Here is a 21,133-nt window from a genome sequence, read left to right as displayed (position 1 = left end):
TTATGCTCCAGCAAACGCTTGGCCCGGCGCGCCACTTACGTTTATGCCTAAGGTTTTAAATAAATTAATGGCGATGACTTGTCCTGCAAAAGGCTTATCCGCAGGGTTTGCCTCGCCTACACTGGCTGAAGTGACAAATAAAATATCACCCTTCTCTCCGCCAAAGGCACAGCTTGTTGGACACTTAAAAGGCAGATCAATAACATGCTTTGTCACCCCTTCTGGGGTATAGCACACTACTTTTCCTGCGCCCCACATGGCATTCCACAGATTGCCATCAGCATCTAAACAAGAGCCATCCGGGCCAAAGCCCTCTGGTGTTTTGACAAAAGCAGTATCACTTCTTACATCTCGAAAGTTAGGCCAAGGGAAAGCATGTATTTCCCCTTTCATTGAGTCAGCAAAATAGAAACGTTCGCGAGAGTAGTCCCAAGCAAGCGTATTGGAGATGCCAATATCATCTAATAAACAGGTCTTTTGACCCGTTTGATCAACTTGCCAAAGACGGCCCGTTTTTAGTGTTTCATCATCATCCATAGAGCCAACATAAAGCACACCATCCTGATCACACTTAGCATCATTAAGACGATTATTAGGCCTATCTTCATCAAGCTTGCACAGATACTCTAAGGCTTCTGTTTCAGGATCAAAATAAGCAACACCGTCTGCTAGACAAAGTAATAAGCGGTAACTTTGAGTGGTGAATACCGCTGAGACTTTTTGATCGAAGCGCCAACTTTTTCTTAATCCACTGGACTGATGCCAACACCAGACTTCTTGTCCTGGAATGTCCACCCAATATAGAGCTTGGCTGCGCTGACACCAAAATGGCCCTTCGGCCAATTGGTGCTGCTTAATACTCACAGAGGTCATGGATAACATTAGCGTGCTGCCTCTGAAATAGCCTGCCAACCAGCAACAAATGCCTTGGCATTTTCAGATGTCGTCGCCACGCTTTGACCTGCCTTATACAAGGCAGACCCTAAGCCAAACCCCTGAGCGCCCGCATCAATATAAGCGTTCATATTGTCAGGTGTTACACCACCTACAGGGCAAATTCGAACACTTTTTGGGACAACCGCACATAAAGCAGAAATGACTTTCGGTGATGTCATAGCCTCAGCAGGGAAAAGCTTGATCGCATCCGCTCCTGCTTCCATTGCAGCAAAGGCTTCGCTAGCGGTAAAAAAACCTGGGAAAGCATATAATCCCGCGGCTTTTGCAGCTCGAATCAGCTCCACATCCGTATGTGGACAAACCATCAATCCAGCCCCTATTTCGACAAGCTTTTCAACTTGATCTTTACGCATTACAGTACCAGCGCCAATTAAAGCTTTATCACCATATTTTTGCTGTAGCATTTCAATACTTTTAAAAGGCTCAGGAGAGTTAAGAGGCACTTCCAAAATACTAAAGCCTGCGTCAATCAAAGCTTCAGCATGATCCAATACCTCTTCCGGTTTAATTCCCCTCAGAATAGCAACCATAGGCAATTGGGCCATTAATGTTGAAAAGTCTTTCATTGATTACACTCCCCTAAATTCCGTTCTTGATTAAAAGTTTGAAAGCAGCCTTGGTTTTGCTCTGCTAAACGTTTGAGACCGCGAATACTGGCTTCTCCCGCCTCAATAAAAAGATGTTCCATCCCCAAAGATTCCAAGGCGATAGCATATCTGTCACACAGAGCTCGACTACCAATAAGGTGTACTTTTTCAGCCTTTTCAGTGTTAGAAGCTTGTACCGAAATAGCCTTTAACATGTCCATCACATCATGGCCTATGACGACACCAGACAAGTAATCTCGCACTTGATCAGGGCTAAGCTCATTACTGATGTAATTACTGCGCACACTAAAGAGATGATGTAACAACCCACCCTCTTGCTGACTGGTAACTAAACCTAATTTAAAGGCCTCAACATCTAAGGTTTCTAAGCTAGGTAAACCTCTGACCAAGCTGGAATCACGATTGATATTGGCAAATAGTTCACCAGAGAAAGTGGTAGAAAATTGTTTGATTTGCCCTTTCTCAATACGCACCCACTTACAGTGAGTACCCGGCATGCAGCACAAAACATCTTCATCAGATTGCTGGCTTTGTAACCAATCAAGCACACCTAATAACTGGGTTTCTTCACCACGCATTATGTCGTTGCTGCCACTGATACCACGTCCTTGTAAGCCAGGTACAATGGCCACAGGGCAATCTAGATCCGTCTCTAACCAGTGCAGTTTTTCACCCAAGGTATCTAGGCTAAGCGGGCAAGTTTCATATTCAACTTCTTGCCAACCAGTGCGACTGCCCACCATGCCTGCCATCAATATAGGCAAGCCTTGGCGTAGCCAATCGCCGACCAAATTAGTCAGCACGGTTTCAAACTGGCCAGGTACAACATTTAAAATGCCTTTATTACTCTCCCTTTGATCAAGTGAATTACCCTCTTGATCAAGCAAGTAAGCACGCAGATTTGACGTTCCCCAATCAACAGCAATACAGAGATAGTTCTGCACGCGTGCTGACTCCTGAGACCCTGTATTCATAAACGGCCACCATCTACCACCAGACTTTGCCCAGTAATCATGCGGCTATCATCGGCAGCCAAAAAGAGCACAAGATCCGCCACATCTTCTGGCTGAATCTTTTCCTGTAATGCTTGTTGCTGCATTAACTCAACTTCTGCCTCTGGCGTCAGCCAAAGGGCTTTTTGTTTCTCTGTCATGACCCAACCAGGTAGTACGGTATTGACTCGTACCTTAGTTGGTCCGAGCTCTCGCGCTAACCCCTTGGTTAAACCACTTATGCCTGCTTTTGCTGTGACATAACCTGGGTAACCACTTAGGCCTAACATCCAAGAGTTAGAACTCATATTAATAATGCTGCCACCACCGGCTTCAGCCATAAGTGGTGCCACTTTCTGTGCCGCAAAAAAGTGGTGTTTCAAATTAACTGCCATACATTGATCAAACTCATCTGAGCTTAACTCTGCTAAAGTATGTCTATGATCATTCGCGGCATTGTTAACCAAGGCACGAATCGCTCCCCAGTCATCAAGTCTTGCTTGTATTTTGCTTTTTAGCATCTCAATATCAGTGAGATCCACCAGCTCAAAATGCGCCTTTAGAGATTGAGAGTTAAGGCTTTGGGCGAGCTTGTTACCGGCCTCTTCATCAATATCAAAGAAGCTCACAGCACAGCCTTGTTTTGCCAAAGCAATAACCAAGGCTTCCCCTATTCCCGATGCACCACCAGTCACTAGGACATGGCGTCCATCCAAACTAGGGTAATGGGTTGAATTTTCTATTTGAGCTTGGGACATTAATGAGACTCCCTTTTGACAACAGAACCACTTTTACCTACTAGGAAGTCAAGGTCAGCCCCTTGATCAGCCTGTAGGACATGGTCGATATAAAGCTTGGCGTAACCCCTATGATATTCACTTTCTTCCGGCTGCCATTTGGCTTTACGGGCTTGCATTTCTTCATCTGAGATATGCAAATGTAGACTGCGACCCGCCACATCTAAGGAGATCTCGTCACCATTCTCAACTAAGGCTAAAGGGCCGCCAATAGTCGATTCTGGTGCAACATGTAACACCACGGTACCAAATGCTGTGCCACTCATACGGGCATCACTGATACGCACCATATCGGTAATACCTTGCTCTAATAGCTTGCTTGGTAGTGCCATGTTGCCCACTTCAGGCATACCGGGATAACCCTTAGGACCGCAGCCTTTGAGTACCATGATTGAGTTCGCATCTATGTCTAACTCAGGGTCATCAATGCGGGCTTTATAGTCTTCAATGTTTTCAAACACCACAGCTTTACCCTTGTGCTGTAACAAAGCAGGCGTAGCAGCACTTGGTTTAATGATGGCACCTAGCGGTGACAGGTTACCGCGTAACACAGCAATACCTGCTTTTTCTCTCAATGGGTTATCTAAGGTTCTAATCACATCGTCATTGAAGCACTCAGCTCCTTGCATAGATTCGCCTAAGCTAACACCTGTGACAGTCTTAGTATCCATATCAAAGAGGTGACGCATTCGTTCAATCAAAGCAGGGAAGCCACCAGCATAATGGAAGTCTTCCATGAGATATTTACCCGATGGCATTAGGTCAACAAGACAAGGAATTTCAGCCCCAATTCTGTCCCAATCATCTAGGCTTAAGTCCACACCAACACGGCCAGCAATGGCCAATAAATGCATCACAGCATTGGTTGAACCACCCACAGCAGCATTGGCTCGGATCGCATTTTCAAACGCAGGCTTGGTTAGAATATCAGACGGTTTTAGATCTTCTTTTACCATTTCAACAATACGTCGACCGGTAAGGTGAGAAAGCGCTTGGCGTCTTGCATCCACTGCAGGCAAGGTACCGTTTTCTGGTAAAGACATGCCCAAGGCTTCAACCAAGCAAGACATAGTTGAGGCTGTCCCCATCGTCATACAAGTACCGCGAGAACGAGACATACCAGACTCAGCACGCATGAACTCGTCAAGGCTCATATGTCCACCACGCACTGCTTCACTGAATTTCCAAACATCGGTACCAGAGCCAATATCTTGGCCACGATACTTACCATTTAGCATAGGGCCAGAAGACACTATGATAGTAGGTAAATCAACCGAGCAGGCACCCATCAGTTGCGCAGGCGTTGTCTTGTCACAACCTCCTAATAACACCACGCCATCGATGCCGTAAGCACGCATAGACTCTTCCACATCCATGCTCATCAAGTTACGGAATAACATAGCGGTTGGTTTCATTTGGGTTTCGCCCAAAGACATCACAGGGAACTCAAGTGGCACACCACCGGCTTCCCATACACCACGCTTCACATATTCAGCCAGCTCACGCAAATGAGCATTACAAGGAGTGAGCTCACTCCAAGAATTACAGATACCAATAATCGGCCTGCCATCAAAGCTATGATCAGGCAAACCTTGGTTCTTCATCCAACTACGGTGAATAAAGCCATCTTTATCTAACTTGCCATACCATTGCTGACTTCTTAATGGTTTACCTGCGCTAGGTTTCTCATCATCAAGGTTAACCAGATTTAATTCTTCTGGTGTGGATGGCTTCTTGTTATCAGTCATTTGATCTTTCCTCGTGAATACTTAAAACAGCGTACTCAGCATGCTTCTATTGCCAGCAACAGCAGAGATTCTGGGTCTAAAATGGGTAATTGCAGGCCTAGCTTGGTTAAGCTGGCACCATTGAGAATGAGGTCTTGCCCCCACCAAGCAGGCATAGCTTTCATTAAATGATTAGGAATAGGACTATGCTCTAGCACCTTGACCCTATAATTTTGGGTAGGAACTAAATTAGGCAACTTCAGCGGTAAAGGTTGCGCCTGTTTTGGCATGGTCATTTGGCAATAAACCAGCACACCTTGAGTCGCCGCATCATTCACTGCCCAGTTCGCTTGAGCACAGCCATCAGCACTTGGTAAGCGCCAATTGTTGCCCTTATGAAGCAAGTCACGATTCGACTTATAATGGTTTATCCAACTGGTAATATTCGCCTTTTGCTCTGGGTTGGCTTCTAACAGATTCCATTCGATACCTAGATGCCCAAGCATGGCGGTGCCTGCTCTAAAATTAACATCATGAATACGACTGGTTGTGTGGCTCTTATCAGGGCCAATATGAGACCCCATCACTTCCGGTGGGAAGAAATAACTGAAACCACGCTGGATAGATTGCCTTTCTAACGCATCATTACAATCTGATGCCCAAAAACGCTTACAGTAATCCAAGATACCAAAATCAACCCGAGCACCACCTGAGGAGCAAGATTCAAACTCAACCTGTGGAAAAGCCTCATTAAGCTCGCCAAATAAACGATATAAGGCCTGCACTTGAGCATGGGCTTTAGGCGCAAGGTCTGTTCCCGCTTGGCTATAATCACGGTTCATATCCCACTTCACATAAGCAATATTGTGATCGCCTAGTAAGCTGAAAAGTCTTTCGCGAATATATTGGTAAGCCTCAGGATTAGCGAGATCCAGAACCATTTGATAGCGGCCCATGACATTAGCATAGTCACTTAATTGCAGGGCCCAATCAGGGTGTGCTCGATATAGGTCTGAATCTGGGTTCAGCATTTCTGGCTCAAACCAAAGACCAAACTCCATCCCTAGCTTGTTCACATGGTCAATAAGCGGCGTTAACCCTTGTGGGTATTTCGCTTCATCTACATACCAATCACCTAGAGCAGCTCTTTCGCCATTACGACCTTTAAACCAACCATCGTCTAGAATATAGCGCTCGACTCCGACCTCAGCCGCCGCATCAGCCAACGCTTTTAGCTGCGTCATATCATGGTCAAAGTAAAAAGCTTCCCAAGTATTTAGGTGAACAGGCCTTGGCTTTTCAAGCTTTAGAATACTACGGGCATGTTGGTGAAACGCCTGACTCATTGGATTTAAGCCAGCGTCACTGTTACTAACTAAAAGGTCTGGCGTCGAGATTGACTCACCTTTTTTAAGCTTAATTTCACCCGCTAAATAGAGCGCTTCTGCCTGCACATATCGATGGCCTTCCAAGGTGTAATCCGCTTTTAATCTGTGATTACCACTTATGGCTAGATGTAAGCCATAGACATCCCCTGAAAGCTCAGAGAAAAACTCATCTCCAACAATCAGCGAAGGAAAGTTTGCGTGAGAATTACGCCCAGCACGGTTTTCCTGTACCCAGGTATCAAACCATGGAGAAATCTGTTGCTGAAACTCCTGACACCAGCGCCCATAAAAGCTCATACGTTTGGTAAAGTGAGCAGGAACAGGCATGGTCAAAGCCAGACGCTGAACATCTAGCTCCCCTTCACCTAAATTAGTCACTCTCAGGCTTTGCTTGAACATACCTTCTTGAGTTAAGCCTAAACTTAGGCAGACACTTAATTGAGCAATATTGTCAGATAAGAAAACTTGATAACCCGCATCACGGCTTAATACCTTACCTAAAGACCAACGTGGTGCCCAAGTTGGCCTGTCGTTCGCGGCAACCTCCATAGCAGGAGAACCTTGCCAACCCTTACCCGCTTCTGGCAGTAAAGACAAAGGAGCAGGTTCATCCAACATAGCCTGTGGAATACTGGTTTGCTGGCTCAATCTTAGCGCAGCAAGATCAGTCTCTAGCGGCAAACTTGTGGCAAAATAAACAAGTTCGGGCGCACCTTCTTGAGGACAATAAATGACTAGGGTTTTACCTGCCACATCTTGTCGAAGAAAATCAGATTGCAAGTTCGTTTGTGTATTTGTCATAGCATTAACCCTTAGTCGCGCCGAGTGTCAGGCCTGCGATAAAGTGTTTTTGCATGGCGAAGAAAAGAATAACAGGCGGTAATGCCGCAACAATTGACCCTGCAGAAATCAGCTGCCAAGAAGCTAACCATTGTCCCATCAAGGCACTAATGCCGGCAGTCACTGGTCGTACTTCATCACTTTGTACTAGCACTAATGCCCAGAAATAATCATTCCAAATAAAGGTAAAGATCAGAACAGACAAGGCTGCAATCGCAGGTCGTACTAGCGGTAAAACCACATGCCAGAAGATCTTCCATTCACTTACCCCTTCAACACGCGCTGCCTCTATCAGTTCATCAGGTAAACCAACAATAAAGTTACGCATAAAGAGGGTACAAAAACCGGCTTGGAAGGCCACATGGAACAAAATCAAACCTGTCGCTGTATCGTATAGACCCATAGAGATAGTCAGGTCACGTACAGGAATCATCAGAATTTGAAAGGGTACAAAGTTGCCACCAATAAAGGTCGCAAACAAAAGGACATTACCGCGAAACTTAAACTTAGCTAAGGCATAACCTGCCAAAGTAGAGATAGCAACAGCACCGATAACAGCAGGCACAGTAATCATGATGGAGTTCAAAAGGTAACGCGCCATTGGCGTCGAGGTGAAAACTTGAGTGTAGTTCTCAAGTATCATCCACTGCTCGGGAATTCCCCAGTAGTTACCCATATTAATATCAGCAACAGAGCGAGCTGATGTCATCATTACCGCAATTAAAGGCAATAGCCACAGAATAAGGGCAATCCAGATCGCAGCGCGATAACTGATATTGACCGATTTTGATAATTTTTCTATTGGAGTTGGAAACATTAGGCTTTCTCACTCTTCAGCATGCGCCATAGGAAGTAGGCAATATAAACATCCATAATTAGGAACAAGACAGTTGCAATAGCAGCACCGTAACCGACGCGATAATTGAAAATAGACTGCTCATACATGAAATAGGCAAGGACATTTGATGAACCAAAAGGTCCACCTGCCGTCATGGTTGCCACCAAGTCGAAACTACGCAAAGCACCAATGACAGTGACAACGATTGCGATAAAAGTCGCTGGCTTCAATTGTGGCAAGATCACATGCCAAAGCATTTTCCAACCGTGCGCCCCATCAAGACGAGCTGCTTCTAATTGGTCTGGACTTAGGTTATTTAAGCCTGTGAGATAAAGAATCATGCAGTAAGCGATTTGTGGCCAAAGACCTGCTGCGATAATGCCAAAGGTCACCCAATTCTCATCGGATAACACAGCAATAGGCTCAAAGCCTAAACTGGTAAGAGCAATGTTAAACAAGCCGTAACTTGGGTCGTAGAACCAAGCGAACACAAGACCAACAACAACTTGAGAGATAACAAAAGGGAAGAAAAAGAGGGATTTAACTAATCGAATGCCTAAGACTTTTTGATTCAAGAATAAGGCAACAGCCAAACCCAAAGGCGGCGCTAACATGTAAAACACCATCCAATAGATGTTGTTTTTCAAAGCTAGCCAAAACTGTTCATCTTCAAACAGTTCAAAATAGTTATCCAAACCTACAAAGGTCTTATCACCCAAACCGTCCCATTCATAAAAGCTTAATAATACGCTTTGACAGATGGGCAAGATCACATAAACCACAAACATTATGAGTGCAGGTGCTAAAAATAGCACAGGCATCCATTGCTGCTGTCTGCTGTGGAGCTTCTGCATGAAGAAATCACCTCTTATTTTTATCATTATTTGATGCCATTAAAAGACGCCTGACATCACTTAAAACCAAATAATGGAACATAGTTTCAATTTTTGCAAGTTTTAAAATTCTCCCTAGTATCTTGACATTCTCATGTTTCGTGCAAATAATGGAATGGAGTTTCACTTTTTTGCTCTTTGCTCAAATATGTCACTTTTATTAATTAGGTTTGCTAGTCATATTCAGCACAAGAGTAGATACTAAGCACCACTTTCATAAACCGAATTTTAAGGAGAAAAGAATGGCTGATACCGACGCTAAATCCGGCGGCTCTTCGCTAAGCAAAGCCCTTATGGTTTTAAAAGAAGTGTGTTGTGCCCAAGATCCAATGCGCTTTGCAGACCTAGTGGAACGCTCTGAATTACCTAAAGCCACCGCCCATCGCATACTCAATACCTTAGTCGATGAAGGCCTAGTTCGCTTTGAAGATCACTCACAGCTTTACCACCCAGGTTACGGCCTACTGGAGCTTGCTCATAAAGCTTGGTCTAGCATGGACATTCGTGACCTAGCCGCAGACCAAATGAAAGCCCTTTGGCAAGAGACTGGCGAGACTATTCACCTTGCTGTACTGGATAGAGGCGAAGTGATTTACATAGATAAGATGGAAAGCCAAAAGAGCCTGCGTTTATTCTCAGCGGTAGGTAAAAAAGGCCCAGCTTATTGTACGGGTGTAGGCAAGGCGATGATTGCCTACCTAGGTGAAGAAGAATTGGCAGACGCCATTAGCAAACAAAGCTTTATCAAGCACACAGACACCACACTTGATACAGAAGAAAAACTAAGAAATGAATTAGAAAAGATTCGCCAAACTGGCGTATCTCTCGATATGCAGGAACACGAAGAGGGCATTCAATGTGCGGCTTCAGTGATTTTTAATTATCGCAACGAACCGATTGCAGCGCTAAGTATCACAGCACCTGTTTTTAGGGTAAATGATGAGCGTTTTGAATTATTTCAAAAACGCATAAAAGAAGCCTGCCAAGAAGTATCCAAACGTATGGGGGCCATGGCCTCCGCGTGATGTTGAGCTAAAGGCGTCACGCTTTAATCATGCAAAACTATTAGGGTTTAACAGAAAATGGCAACCATAAAATTAAAAAATGTCATCAAGCGTTTTAATGAAGTTGAAACCATACACGGGGTAGATCTGGACTTACAAGACGGCGAATTTGTTGTTTTTGTTGGCCCGTCTGGCTGTGGTAAATCGACTCTTTTAAGGCTTATTGCAGGACTTGAAGATATTACTGACGGCGATTTGCTCATCGGCGATGTCAATATGAACCAAGTCGCTCCCGCAGACCGCGGTGTTGCCATGGTTTTCCAATCTTATGCCCTTTATCCTCATATGACTGTTGAGGAAAATATGAGTTTTGGCCTTCGTATGAATGGCGCTGACCCAGCTTTAATCAAAGAAAGGGTAAGCCATGCAGCAGACATTTTGCAGCTTAAATCTATGCTTAACCGTAAGCCAAAACAGCTTTCAGGTGGACAAAGACAAAGGGTTGCGATTGGTCGTGCCATTGTGCGTGAACCAAAAGTTTTCTTGTTTGATGAGCCTCTTTCTAATCTTGATGCTGAATTACGTGTCGATATGCGTATTCAAATCGCTAAGTTACACCAACAGCTTAGTGCCACCATGGTTTATGTCACCCATGATCAGGTTGAAGCGATGACACTGGCCGACAAAATCGTTGTTCTTAAAGACGGTAATGTTGAGCAAGTAGGCTCACCTATGGCTCTTTACCATAATCCAGTAAATGAATTTGTTGCCGGCTTTATTGGCTCACCAAAAATGAATTTCTTAGATGCTAAAGTCAGTGCCGTCAATGCACAAGACCTCACTATCAGCATTGGTGATCAACAGATTACCCTGCCAGCTATCGCGAATACTTGTAGTGTTGGCGACAAGGTCAAAGTCGGCGTTCGTCCAGAACACCTAACCGCTCATGACGAAGACTCTAGCTTTAAAATCCAAGTGTCAGTAGATGTAGCAGAACATTTAGGTGGCGTGAGTTTCTTATATGCTAGCTACCAAGGTAAGAGTTTAACCCTTGAAGTATCAGGTAATGACTTAAGCCGACACGGTGATCTCATTGATGTTGGTGCACAACTTTCTCATTGCTACTTATTCAATGAAAAAGGCCAGTCAATTCTCGAAAGGCCTGTGCCAAGCCGCAGCTAACTAAGAAGGCGTAACCCTCTGGGTTACGCCTTTTTTTATCCCTTATAACTCATATACGTTAAACAACGTGTTTGCTTCTAGTTTTTGCTTCCAATTGTCGATAGGTGGGTCCTAAGATGAGAGTTACTGTTGTCCAAAAAACCGTTATTGGCTTTATTATCTTGTTATTGCTCATGCTTTCCCAAGCGGTTGTGAGCTTTATGAATCAAGCAAGTCTCTTGTCCCAGCAAGCATTCCAGCTCGATTCCTTGATGCCTATTAGCAATAACATCAACCAGTTATCCAAGCAGCTGCTACAGGCAAATAAGCTCACTATGCAGCACTTGTCCACCACAGAAGCGGCGCAAAGAGAAAGCATTCAGACTGACTTTGAAGAGATTAGAAACCAATTTAGCCAAACGCAAACATTACTTGAACAACAGCTAATTGATTACCCCGAATTAGAAGAGCAGCTAGCTTTGGCTCTCCCTGCCAGCGAGCAAACCTTTGGCTTGGGATTAATGCTACAGAATGACAACAACCTTAAAAGCAGCCAAGGGGCAGCGCTCGTTTCTGCCTTAGAGAATTTCAAAGAAGAATGGGAATTTTATAATTCGGATGTAGAAGAGCTAACGCTAGATTTAAGCCCAGATGAGGCCTTATCTGACCGTTTTAGCTTTCAATTTATGGATCAAATCAACAGTGAGTTTGTTGGCGATATCAATATCACCTTGGCCATTAGTGACAAATTTGAATATGAACGCGTACTAGCACTACAAACAGACAGATATGCCGCCATGTTAAACACCTTAAAAGAGTTAGGCAGCTATCGCGATATCATTCTCGATAGGATGCAGTTTTATATCGACTTCATGGACTTCACCCTAAAAGACCCAGACGGTGTATACGCCAAACTAGCGCCAGTAATAGCCCAGCAGAATCGCAGCGTGAATTTACAAAAATCTCTTGCCGAACAAGTAAATTTAGCAGACATCCACTTCTCTCAATTAAGCCAAGCAATTAAGAACCTGTCACAACAAACCTACGAATCTACCGTTAGTAGCAATCAGAACTACAGCCAAATACAAACCATCTTTCTGGTAATTTCATTCAGTGCTGCACTCTTTATTGGTTTCTCGACAGTAAATAGCATTAGACGCCCCTTATCTTTAATCATGAAAAATCTAGCGAAAATGACTCAAGGGGATTTAACTAACAATATCCATCTCAACAAAACCGATGAATTTGGCCAAATTGCTACTCAAATAAACACATTGAGAAACAAGCTTATTGATATTATTCAGCAGCTTGCGAATGTTTCTGAAGAAGTCTCAGGGGTTAGCCAAGAAACCAGTTCCAATAACCAAAAAACCGACAAACAAATTAGTTATCAGCACCAAGAAACCAATGATATGAAAAGCTCCATCGAAGAGCTTCATAACTGTGCAAGCCAGGTAGCGAATCACGCACAAACCTCTAACCAGGAAGTACAGCATCTACACAAATTGGCACAAGCAAATAGCCAAAGTATTAACAATAACAAACTATCGGCAGACAGAATGGGCATTGAAATGCAGCAAGCCAATCAATCCATTGCATCTTTAGTTAAAGAAATTGCAGGTATAGGGGATATTGTCAGCAGCATCCAAGACATTACCTCACAAACAAACCTACTAGCACTCAATGCCTCTATTGAAGCCGCCCGTGCGGGTGAACATGGCCGTGGCTTTTCTGTTGTCGCAGATGAAGTAAGAACCTTGGCCAGCAGCACTCAAACTGCCACTCATGATATTGAAAGTATTGTCGAGCAGCTAAAACAAAGTGCGGACCAAGTACTCAAGGCAATGGCTACCAGCCAGTCAGAAACCGAATCCATGGCCAATATCGCCGAGCAAATTAACGCCTCTTATAGTGAGCTCAGTGAAGCCATCAATGCAGTCAATGCATCCAACCAATCCATCAGTGAAGCTGTCCAAGTGCAAAACACACAAGTAGACTCTATTAATGAAAATATCCAACGCATTGTGACTGTGGCAGATGATATTGCGCAATCCTCTCAAGCCAATAACCAACACAGCCAAGACTTAGAAAGCTTAGCAAGCAAGCAAAAATCCTTAGTGAATGCTTTCAAGCTCTAATAGAGAGCAAAGACCATAAAAAGTCATTAACAAAATATTTATTGTCAAAATTCATTTTATTTTTTTGACAATAAATATTTTGCCAACTAGCTTTATCTCATCTGTATTCCTTTTCAGGTTTGGCGTTCTAGCCACATTTGAAAGCTGTATTGGGTACTAAAATCCAGATCAGGGATGAGGCATGCCATTATTAACCAAGCCCACTAAAGATAAGCGTGAAGAGCAAGAAGGCCTATCTAAGGTCAGCCTTTATTCTTCTTTATTTTCAATTATTTACCAAAAAGCAAAACGCTTTTTAGTACACCTAGGCTCTAGTAAAAGCAGCCAGATAAAAGAACAAGAACACCTATTAATACGGGGCGATAAAGGCGCAGGTAAAAGCCTTTTAATCAAACAGCTGGCTCAGCATTTGACAGAAAACGGGAATCAAACCTCAAGCCAAGAACCCAATACGAAAACGTCTCTCATAGTGAGGCTTAACGAATATGAATACGGTATTCGCTCTATCAAGGACCTATGCTCACGTATCAGAAGTAAATTAAGAAGCACCCATTCAAAAGAACTAGCTGAACACTTCCACCCTAAAGAAAACATTAGCTGGCCTAGTCTGATTGAAGAGATAAACAACACCAATAGCAGACTAATTCTCTTGATAGACAACTTAGATATTCTTTTAAAACAACTAGATAAATCTGACAATTTATTTTTTGTCAAAAACATACTGACTATTGAACAACCATATTACCGCTTGATTGCCAGTTGTCAGAAGGATAGCCAATTAGCCCAACCCTTTGTCAGCTTGGATATCCCACAATTAGACAAGACATTGGCCTATAAACTACTCATCAGTATGCTTCATAAAGACATGCTGCATAAAGCGCCAAGCCAAGCTAACAAGGCCCTGAAGCATCAATCGAGTGAGAAGCAATCAAGCGAGGGACAGGTCAACGTAGAGCAAAAATATCAAGTTGAGCAGAACTGCCTCAATTTTACAGCTAACAAGTTAGAGGCGGTAAGGCATTTTAGCCATGCCAACGCTCAAACCCTAGAGTATTTTTCCCAAGCCTTATTAGATACCAGCCTACAAACCAGTCATCACTATTTGCGTTATGTATTACGTCATTATCAGGCTCAATATGACTTTAAAATGCAGCACCTTTCCTCTCAGCAACAACTAATAGTGCATACCCTAGCCAGCCATTGGCAGGCCATCAAGGTAGCCCAGCTTACTCAAGAGTGTGATCTTGCCAGTAAAACGATTTCGGCCCAATTAACCCAGCTAGAAAAACAAACCTGGGTAGAGAAAATCCCCAGCCAAAATAAAAATCTCTTTTATCGAATCACAGATAAGCGCTTTCATATCAGTTACTTAATGCGCTTTTCTTCTCCACAAACACAAACGTTAATTACCCACAGCCTTAATACGCTAAGTTATTTCAGCCTGTCGATTCCCTATATGGACGAATACAAGGTTCAGCAAAATAACACAGTGGTTCGCTCTCGCTTGCAATCACTAGCTTATCAGGAAGCTCTTAAAACAAATGAAGATGTGAGCCAGACAGAGCTAGAAGCATTATTTCATCATGCATTTTTACAACAAGGCGAAGGTGAAATAGACGGCCAAGCCTACTGCGACAGTGCTAGCCAATACTTTAAGGCGCACTTACCGGGCGAGCGCTTAAGTTTTTTATTAACCGCTGCAAGCAAGGGTTATGAGCAAGCTTACCTAGGTTTATTGAGCCTATTTGATTTAGCTAATACAGAACTTGAGGCCAACCTTGCTTATCGTATCAAGTTAGCCATTTGCCAACTGGCTCAGTCTAAGGGTTTTAACGTTGAAGATAAGCTGGTCTCCCTATATCTAAGTCATGCACAAGAAACAAAGCAGGCTTACCGGCTATCCATGCAAGTCGTCATTGTGCAGGCGCAAGAGACCTCTCCTTTACTCTTAATCCAAGCAAGCTTTGCCACCCTATTAGAAGGCTGTCGCAAGCAATCTCATTCTTTATTAATGAGTTACCTCAAATTCAAAACCCTAAAAAATGAGCAAGAAAGGATAAATATAGAAGCTGAGTGGACGTTAGAAGAGGCTTGGTTAATGGAGTTATTACTCCTTTTAATAGCCAAAAAGGAGTGGGATTTTTTTGATCAGCTTATGTCTGAAAATAGTGAGAAAAACACCTACCTAAGAAGCTACTTTTTACCTATTTACCATGCATTTCTTGCCCTTAAACCAGAGTTATCAGATCACCAGAAAGATGAGCAACTGGCTCGGCCAATCGAGTTATCCGATGCCTTACCCCTAATCATCAATGCAGTTAAAGAGGCAAGGAGAGCCTACCTAAAACAGTAAAACACCCTTTAAATCAATGAGTAAAGAACACTATAAGAAGAATAAAGAAAGGGGGAAATAAAGCTGCCATTAAAGAGCAGCTATTTCTAGGGAAGGTGAACAAACCAAAGAAGCTTGTCATCTTCCCTAGGTATTTTTTTAACTAGCGATCTCACTCACTGCCTGTTCTAGGCTTTTCACCGAACCACAGCGTCCTGTTACAAAACCCAGTGTGCCTTGATGCTCTTCCAAGCTAAAGTCTGCAATCGCATCACCAATAACAAAAGACTTTATATCCATCATAAAAGCATCCAGCGCTGTTGCTTGCACACCTATGTGTCCGTAAATTCCGCACACAATTAGCTGATCTCGACCTTCTTCTTTAAGAAAATCTAGCAAAGGTGACTTTTTAAACGCACTGTAACGCCATTTAGTATATTGAATGTCATCACTTTCTGGCGCTAACGCCTCGATAACTTGGGTATCTTGCTTTAAGCCTGGCCCCCAAAAGTCTGTAAGTAATGCTCGTTCTTCTAAATCTTGGTTTGCTGGCTGCGCCGTATAAATGACAGGAATACCAGCGGCTTTAGCGACTTTCTTCAGTTTCGCAATATTTTCAACAAGGGCTGGCACAGGGCTGGCTTGTGTATCAAAGAAATTCACAAAGTAATCTTGCATATCATGAACAAGCAGCACTGCCTTTTCTGGGTCAATTGTCCATTTAACCTTATTCGCAGGAAAGGTTTCTGTTGCAGGCAGTTCATACTGAGCAATTCTTGGGATAGCCATTGTCTTTCATCATCCTTATTAAGTTTAGCTTTATTGATAATAATTATCATTCGCGCAATATTAAATCAGTCTGACATCCAAAAGCAATTGATAATACTTTTTATTAAAGGCATAGGTTATGCCAAAATTCTCAAATCTAAAACTTACCTTCACAGCAACTCCAAACAACACAATTAGTCATTAAACTACTATCAAAATTAATTAGTTATAACTAATTTAGAGAAATGAAACGTTTCGTAAATTGAGTTGAATCTCATTCAATTGAAGATTAAATTGCTACGCATAGTAAGCGTTTTTTAAAAAGTAATATAAATAAGGAAGTTAAATGTTTAAAACATGCGCAGCAATCTCTACAGCTTTATTATTAACAGCTTGTGGCTCCAATGTTAACTACACTGATGTTGGCCAAACTTACTTTGAAACTGAAGCGGCTAAATACTCAGAGGTGCAAGTTTCTATTAATAGCGAAAACGAAATAAAAGCGACTGGTGCAGGTTACATGTCTAATGCCGAAGTTGAGCAGTACGTAGGGAGCAAGGTAAGAGATTATTTAAATGATAATGATCTTAATGCAAAAAATAGCGTTGATGTAAAAATGAATATTCGAATTGAGCGCATCTATTCTTGGGGTGGAACAGCTCTAGCGAAATTAAGCTATTTTGCAGATGTAAACTTAGTTAGTAATGGTGAACAATTAGGTTATTACAATCGCTCAGGCACAGTTAGTGACCAATCAGTAGGCGGGAACTTCAATACTATATTCGCAAAGAATGATGCCAATGATGAGCCTAAATATATTGACTCAATCGTAAGCTACATTCTTGAGGATCTGCCAACTAAACAGTTGTAAATTAAATATTATGGAGATGAAGTTTAATAACAATATTAGGCTTCTTCTCTCTCAACTTTCAAGTCCTGCCATCGAAAAGAGCTAGTGTGAACCAACTTCGACTACCAGTTATTTTTTCAAACTCAATTGGTAGTGAAAAATACCTCACATTAAGCTCTTTACCTGCTTTCCAAACATGATTTAAAGACGAAACTAGGCGAAATTTTAAGTTTTTTTCAATGGGATCAAAATTAATTAACTCGCAGGCTTCAAAGCCAAAGTACTCGCCAACACTAGGATACAAAGCCTTAAAAATCGACTCTTTTGCTGAGAAAATCAAGGTGACAAAACTTTTATTGTCAAAGTCATCAGGCTTATGGTTCAGCCGTTTTTCTTTCTCTGTCATGATTTGACCCGATACATCACGGGCCAAATCCTCAGTCATCTCTTCTTCAATATCGATTCCAATACCTAGGTAACGGCCTTTATCTTGAGCCAACACAGCCATGGCAAAGCGACTAGAGTGACTAATGGCACCCAACACGCCTTGAGGCCACAAGGGCTCTCGGTTCTTACCCGTAGCAACCTCTTTATTAACTATCTCGATAGCAAGCTTGTGCTCCAACTGCTTCAAACCTTCATTGGCACAGAAACGACCCGCTAAATACTCGCACTGTCGCTTAAGCACTGCACCATCTGCCACATTAAGCTCAATACCTTGTTTTACTAACTCGTCCCTAAACTCTTCAGATACCTTAAGCGCGATTAAGTGAGCAAACACATCGTGTGGCAAGACCTGCTTTAAAAACACATTAAGCTGAGAAGAGAGAGGTGAAGAGTCGGGCAAAACAAAGTCCTTGTGAGAATGAAGCATGACTGAAAACAGTAAGAGAAATTGAGAATGATTCTTATGAGATGAATACTAACCTTTGCAAGATTCTATGCCAATTAAAGAAAAACCAAGTCAAAATAGCTAAAACCTAACACGCAATTAGTTTTAATTAATTTTACCTAACAACTCTAATTCCCTATTATGACTACATCGCTTAAGCACTGGCCAAACGCACTGCTAAGCACTCAGATTAAACAGTCAGTTTTACAAGGTTAAGAGGAATAGATTATGTCTCGTTATACAATTTTTGGTCATGACAACTGTGGTTTTTGCCGTCGCGCTAAGCAGCTTTTAGACGAGCAAGGTTTGCCGTACCGTTATGTGAATATTCATGATGAAGGCATTACCCAAGATGCGCTGTCAGCACTAGTTGGTAAAGAAGTACGCACTGTACCTCAAATTTTTAAAGGCAAAGACTATGTGGGTGGTTTTGATGATTTGAATGCGAGTTTAGACACTCAAGCGGCATAATTTCGCATAGGCTCATACAAATCGACAAACAAAAGTGATGCGCAAACGTGATGCAGAAAACATAAAACCCTTCGTTCCCCTTACGATGAGCTTTTTGCTTTTTTAGACAGGCGATCTAGCAGTAATTTATCTATAAAACTTTATTTATTCAACAACTTAGCAGAAAGTTCAGCAAAACCATGGCCGCCTGGGTTATGGGTGATCCAACTAGGTTGATGTGTCATATTAGCTAGATGCTTACCGATATTCGCCACACCAACACTGATTGGGAATTGAGCAAACATACTCTCATCATTTGGTGCATCACCCACATAGATAACTTGCTCTAGCATCTCTTTATGACTCAATCCATAGTGCTGCTTTAGCACTCTTTCGGCCATAGCAAATTTATCATAATCACCGTGCCAGATATTTATATGAATCGAGCTCGCTTTAGCCTGTATACTTTGATCATGGAGCTTTGCAAGCAAGGCATCTCTAAGCTCTGGTAAAGGTGGATTCTGATCTTGTGCGTAATCAACCGCCACATCGGTTAAGCGATAAGCTTGATCTTGCGCCAGCTTTAAAGGCGCGAATTCAGGCAATAAGGCTTCTACTTCAGAGAGTAGCGCCAGCTTTTTCGCCTGCATTTCTTCAGCAGTATGCCAGTAATGATAATCTAATTTTCCTGAAATCTGTTTCTGTAAAAAACAAGCACCGCCTTCTGTTATCACTCCTGAAACAGGCCATATCCTCGCCATTAGATCAGACCAGCCAGCACAACCACCCGTCACTGGAATCAAGACATAACCTGCTTGAATTAGGTCACTCATCGCTTGATAAGTTGCTGTGGGTAAGTCGGACTCCCAAGTGAGGGTGTCGTCTACATCCGTCAATATATATTTGATCGGAGCCAGCTGAGTGTTACTTAATTGCTCAAGGTTTACTATCTTTTTATCAGGCATGAGTTATCTAATCTATCAGGTTTAAATCTACATTATGACGAGCTAACAGAGCGGCTTGTTCAGCACTCACTGAGTCAGTAAAGAATTGATTTATATGACTAAAAGGCTGAACTCTCGCCATCGCCTTACGCCCCCATTTGTGTTTGTCGCAGACCAGCACATTATGTCGACTTTGCTCTATGATGACACGACTAATAGCCGCTTCTTCTGGGTCAAAATCAAGCACACCCATTTCTTCGTCAAGGCCACCACAACCTATGATGCCGAAATCAAAATAGAACTCACGTAGAAACTCAATTGTCTCTACACCAACTAAATCCCGATGAGAATGACGCATCTTGCCACCAGCTACTCTGACCTGAATATTAGGAAAAGCGCACAAGATGCCTGCAACTGTTAGGTTATTGGTGAATACTTGCAAGTCCTTATGATTCGCCAACGCTTTAGCCACATATTCCACTGTGGTTCCAACTCCAAGTACTAAGGAGGCCCCATCAGGAATTTGAGCAACTAACGTGTTGGCAATTTTCTGCTTTGCATTGCCATTTAAATATTGGCGGTTATCAAAAGGCAGGTTCTCAGCGGTCGACATCAAGGTTATGCCCCCATGCTGACGGCGAATTAGATGTAATTCGGCCAGATGGTTCACATCCTTACGTATAGTCTGAGAAGAAACGTCAAAACGTTCCACTAGGGTCTCAATCGACAAATAATCAACTTGTTGTACCCAGTTAAGAATTTGGTTTTGACGCTCACTTAAACTCATTAGATTTTTCCGCTTTATGTCTGTAAACCAGCAGGTTATTTAATGCCAGTATTAAAAAAGATGCTTGGATCATCGGTAATGACAGCATCCATACCCCATGACCAGTGATCAATCACTAGTTCTGGGTCATTAGCTGTGTAGCAGAAGAGTAGGTAACCCGCTTCTTTAATCGCTAATGCAGTGTCTTTTTTAAGTAAAGAATGGTCACAGTTAAGACTAAAGGCTTGGATATTAGCCAATGTCTCAGACCAGTTCGCCGGAATGTCTTCGTACAGCTGTCCTAGTCGTAAATCCGCATCTAAGCTGCGTACTCGCACTAATACCGCTTCATTGAAGCTTGAAATACATAGTTTAGACTTATCTTTCCAGTGCTCAGCCAAAGTCGCCATAACAGCAGGCACTATACTGTCTACATCTTCTTGCTCATACTTGATTTCAAGATTCAAAGACAAACCTAATGCTTGGATATGTTCCAAGGCTTCAACCAAGGTAGGAATTCTTTCATTGGCAAAGGCTTCATCAAACCAACGACCTGTATCTAAGGTTTTTAACTCAGCTAACGTCTTTTCTTTTACTAGGCCAGTGCCGTTTGAACAGCGATCTAAGGTGTCATCATGATAGATAACCAAACCATCGGCCGCTAAAGTGACATCTATCTCAACCCATTGGGTACCAGCTTTCGCTGCCGCGCTGATTGCTGCTAAGGTATTCTCTGGTGCAATCTTAGCTGCCCCTCTGTGTCCCATCACTTTTGTTTCAAATGTCAT

Annotated in this window: 19 protein-coding genes; 6 read left to right on the top strand and 13 right to left on the bottom strand. The window is 42.7% G+C overall.

Going from position 1 to position 21,133, the window contains the following annotated elements; all coding sequences use genetic code 11:
• From OA91_RS16810 to OA91_RS16775, 8 genes are read right to left on the bottom strand one after another with little or no spacing between them, the layout of a single operon-like run.
• The gene (locus OA91_RS16810; protein ID WP_082827983.1) at positions 1–882 is read right to left on the bottom strand and encodes an SMP-30/gluconolactonase/LRE family protein; all 882 of its coding nucleotides are present in this window, start codon (positions 880–882) and stop codon (positions 1–3) included.
• A complete protein-coding gene (locus tag OA91_RS16805; protein ID WP_063339185.1) occupies positions 882–1,523 on the bottom strand; it encodes a 2-dehydro-3-deoxy-6-phosphogalactonate aldolase in 642 nt (213 codons plus the stop codon). Before OA91_RS16805 ends, OA91_RS16810 begins: the two co-directional genes overlap by 1 nt.
• Positions 1,520–2,539, bottom strand: coding sequence for a 2-dehydro-3-deoxygalactonokinase (locus OA91_RS16800; protein WP_063339184.1), 1,020 nt, complete (start codon positions 2,537–2,539; stop codon positions 1,520–1,522). The genes OA91_RS16805 and OA91_RS16800 overlap by 4 nt, the downstream gene beginning before the upstream one ends.
• The gene (locus OA91_RS16795) at positions 2,536–3,315 is read right to left on the bottom strand and encodes an SDR family NAD(P)-dependent oxidoreductase (protein ID WP_046015542.1); all 780 of its coding nucleotides are present in this window, start codon (positions 3,313–3,315) and stop codon (positions 2,536–2,538) included. The genes OA91_RS16800 and OA91_RS16795 overlap by 4 nt, the downstream gene beginning before the upstream one ends.
• Positions 3,315–5,102 (bottom strand): IlvD/Edd family dehydratase, encoded by a 1,788-nt coding sequence (locus tag OA91_RS16790; RefSeq protein WP_231870392.1) that lies wholly within the window; start codon positions 5,100–5,102, stop codon positions 3,315–3,317. Before OA91_RS16790 ends, OA91_RS16795 begins: the two co-directional genes overlap by 1 nt.
• A gap of 35 nt (positions 5,103–5,137) precedes the next feature.
• Positions 5,138–7,270: an alpha-galactosidase gene (locus OA91_RS16785; RefSeq protein WP_063339183.1), complete on the bottom strand. Its 2,133-nt coding sequence runs from the start codon at positions 7,268–7,270 to the stop codon at positions 5,138–5,140.
• 4 nt (positions 7,271–7,274) lie between these two features.
• Positions 7,275–8,126, bottom strand: a complete 852-nt coding sequence (locus OA91_RS16780) for a carbohydrate ABC transporter permease (RefSeq protein ID WP_063339182.1) — start codon at positions 8,124–8,126, stop codon at positions 7,275–7,277.
• Complete coding sequence (locus OA91_RS16775; RefSeq protein WP_046015539.1) at positions 8,126–9,001, bottom strand: carbohydrate ABC transporter permease; 876 nt, start codon at positions 8,999–9,001, stop codon at positions 8,126–8,128. The genes OA91_RS16780 and OA91_RS16775 overlap by 1 nt, the downstream gene beginning before the upstream one ends.
• A gap of 281 nt (positions 9,002–9,282) precedes the next feature.
• Between OA91_RS16775 and OA91_RS16770 the strand changes: the two genes are divergently transcribed.
• From OA91_RS16770 to OA91_RS16755, 4 genes are all read left to right on the top strand, one after another.
• Positions 9,283–10,065, top strand: coding sequence for an IclR family transcriptional regulator (locus OA91_RS16770; RefSeq protein WP_063339181.1), 783 nt, complete (start codon positions 9,283–9,285; stop codon positions 10,063–10,065).
• Positions 10,066–10,122: 57 nt separating this feature from the next.
• Positions 10,123–11,226, top strand: coding sequence for an ABC transporter ATP-binding protein (locus OA91_RS16765; protein ID WP_063339180.1), 1,104 nt, complete (start codon positions 10,123–10,125; stop codon positions 11,224–11,226).
• A gap of 116 nt (positions 11,227–11,342) precedes the next feature.
• The gene (locus OA91_RS16760; protein WP_063339179.1) at positions 11,343–13,343 is read left to right on the top strand and encodes a HAMP domain-containing methyl-accepting chemotaxis protein; all 2,001 of its coding nucleotides are present in this window, start codon (positions 11,343–11,345) and stop codon (positions 13,341–13,343) included.
• Positions 13,344–13,524: 181 nt separating this feature from the next.
• A complete protein-coding gene (locus OA91_RS16755) occupies positions 13,525–15,696 on the top strand; it encodes an AAA family ATPase (protein ID WP_063339178.1) in 2,172 nt (723 codons plus the stop codon).
• 138 nt (positions 15,697–15,834) lie between these two features.
• Here OA91_RS16755 and OA91_RS16750 read toward each other — a convergent pair whose 3' ends face one another.
• Positions 15,835–16,464: an isochorismatase family protein gene (locus OA91_RS16750; protein WP_046015885.1), complete on the bottom strand. Its 630-nt coding sequence runs from the start codon at positions 16,462–16,464 to the stop codon at positions 15,835–15,837.
• Positions 16,465–16,789: 325 nt separating this feature from the next.
• Here OA91_RS16750 and OA91_RS16745 point away from each other — a divergent pair, with 325 nt between their 5' ends.
• Positions 16,790–17,314, top strand: a complete 525-nt coding sequence (locus OA91_RS16745) for a hypothetical protein (RefSeq protein ID WP_063339177.1) — start codon at positions 16,790–16,792, stop codon at positions 17,312–17,314.
• A 58-nt stretch (positions 17,315–17,372) separates the two neighbouring features.
• Here the strand turns inward: OA91_RS16745 and OA91_RS16740 are convergent, their stop codons facing one another.
• Complete coding sequence (locus OA91_RS16740; RefSeq protein WP_197477834.1) at positions 17,373–18,140, bottom strand: 4'-phosphopantetheinyl transferase family protein; 768 nt, start codon at positions 18,138–18,140, stop codon at positions 17,373–17,375.
• Between the two features lie 273 nt (positions 18,141–18,413).
• Here OA91_RS16740 and OA91_RS16735 point away from each other — a divergent pair, with 273 nt between their 5' ends.
• The gene (locus tag OA91_RS16735) at positions 18,414–18,656 is read left to right on the top strand and encodes a glutaredoxin domain-containing protein (protein ID WP_046015533.1); all 243 of its coding nucleotides are present in this window, start codon (positions 18,414–18,416) and stop codon (positions 18,654–18,656) included.
• Positions 18,657–18,796: 140 nt separating this feature from the next.
• Here OA91_RS16735 and OA91_RS16730 read toward each other — a convergent pair whose 3' ends face one another.
• From OA91_RS16730 to OA91_RS16720, 3 genes are read right to left on the bottom strand one after another with little or no spacing between them, the layout of a single operon-like run.
• Entirely contained in the window at positions 18,797–19,600 is an 804-nt protein-coding gene (locus OA91_RS16730) for an HAD hydrolase family protein (protein WP_063339175.1), read from the bottom strand.
• A gap of 7 nt (positions 19,601–19,607) precedes the next feature.
• Positions 19,608–20,366: a DeoR/GlpR family DNA-binding transcription regulator gene (locus OA91_RS16725; protein ID WP_063339174.1), complete on the bottom strand. Its 759-nt coding sequence runs from the start codon at positions 20,364–20,366 to the stop codon at positions 19,608–19,610.
• A 35-nt stretch (positions 20,367–20,401) separates the two neighbouring features.
• A complete protein-coding gene (locus tag OA91_RS16720; RefSeq protein ID WP_063339173.1) occupies positions 20,402–21,133 on the bottom strand; it encodes a glycerophosphoryl diester phosphodiesterase in 732 nt (243 codons plus the stop codon).

Origin of the sequence: Marinomonas sp. SBI8L, from assembly GCF_001624705.1 — a bacterium.
GTDB lineage: Bacteria > Pseudomonadota > Gammaproteobacteria > Pseudomonadales > Marinomonadaceae > Marinomonas.
Note: the sequence above shows the minus strand (reverse complement) of the source record. Positions and strands in the feature narration are given on the sequence as shown.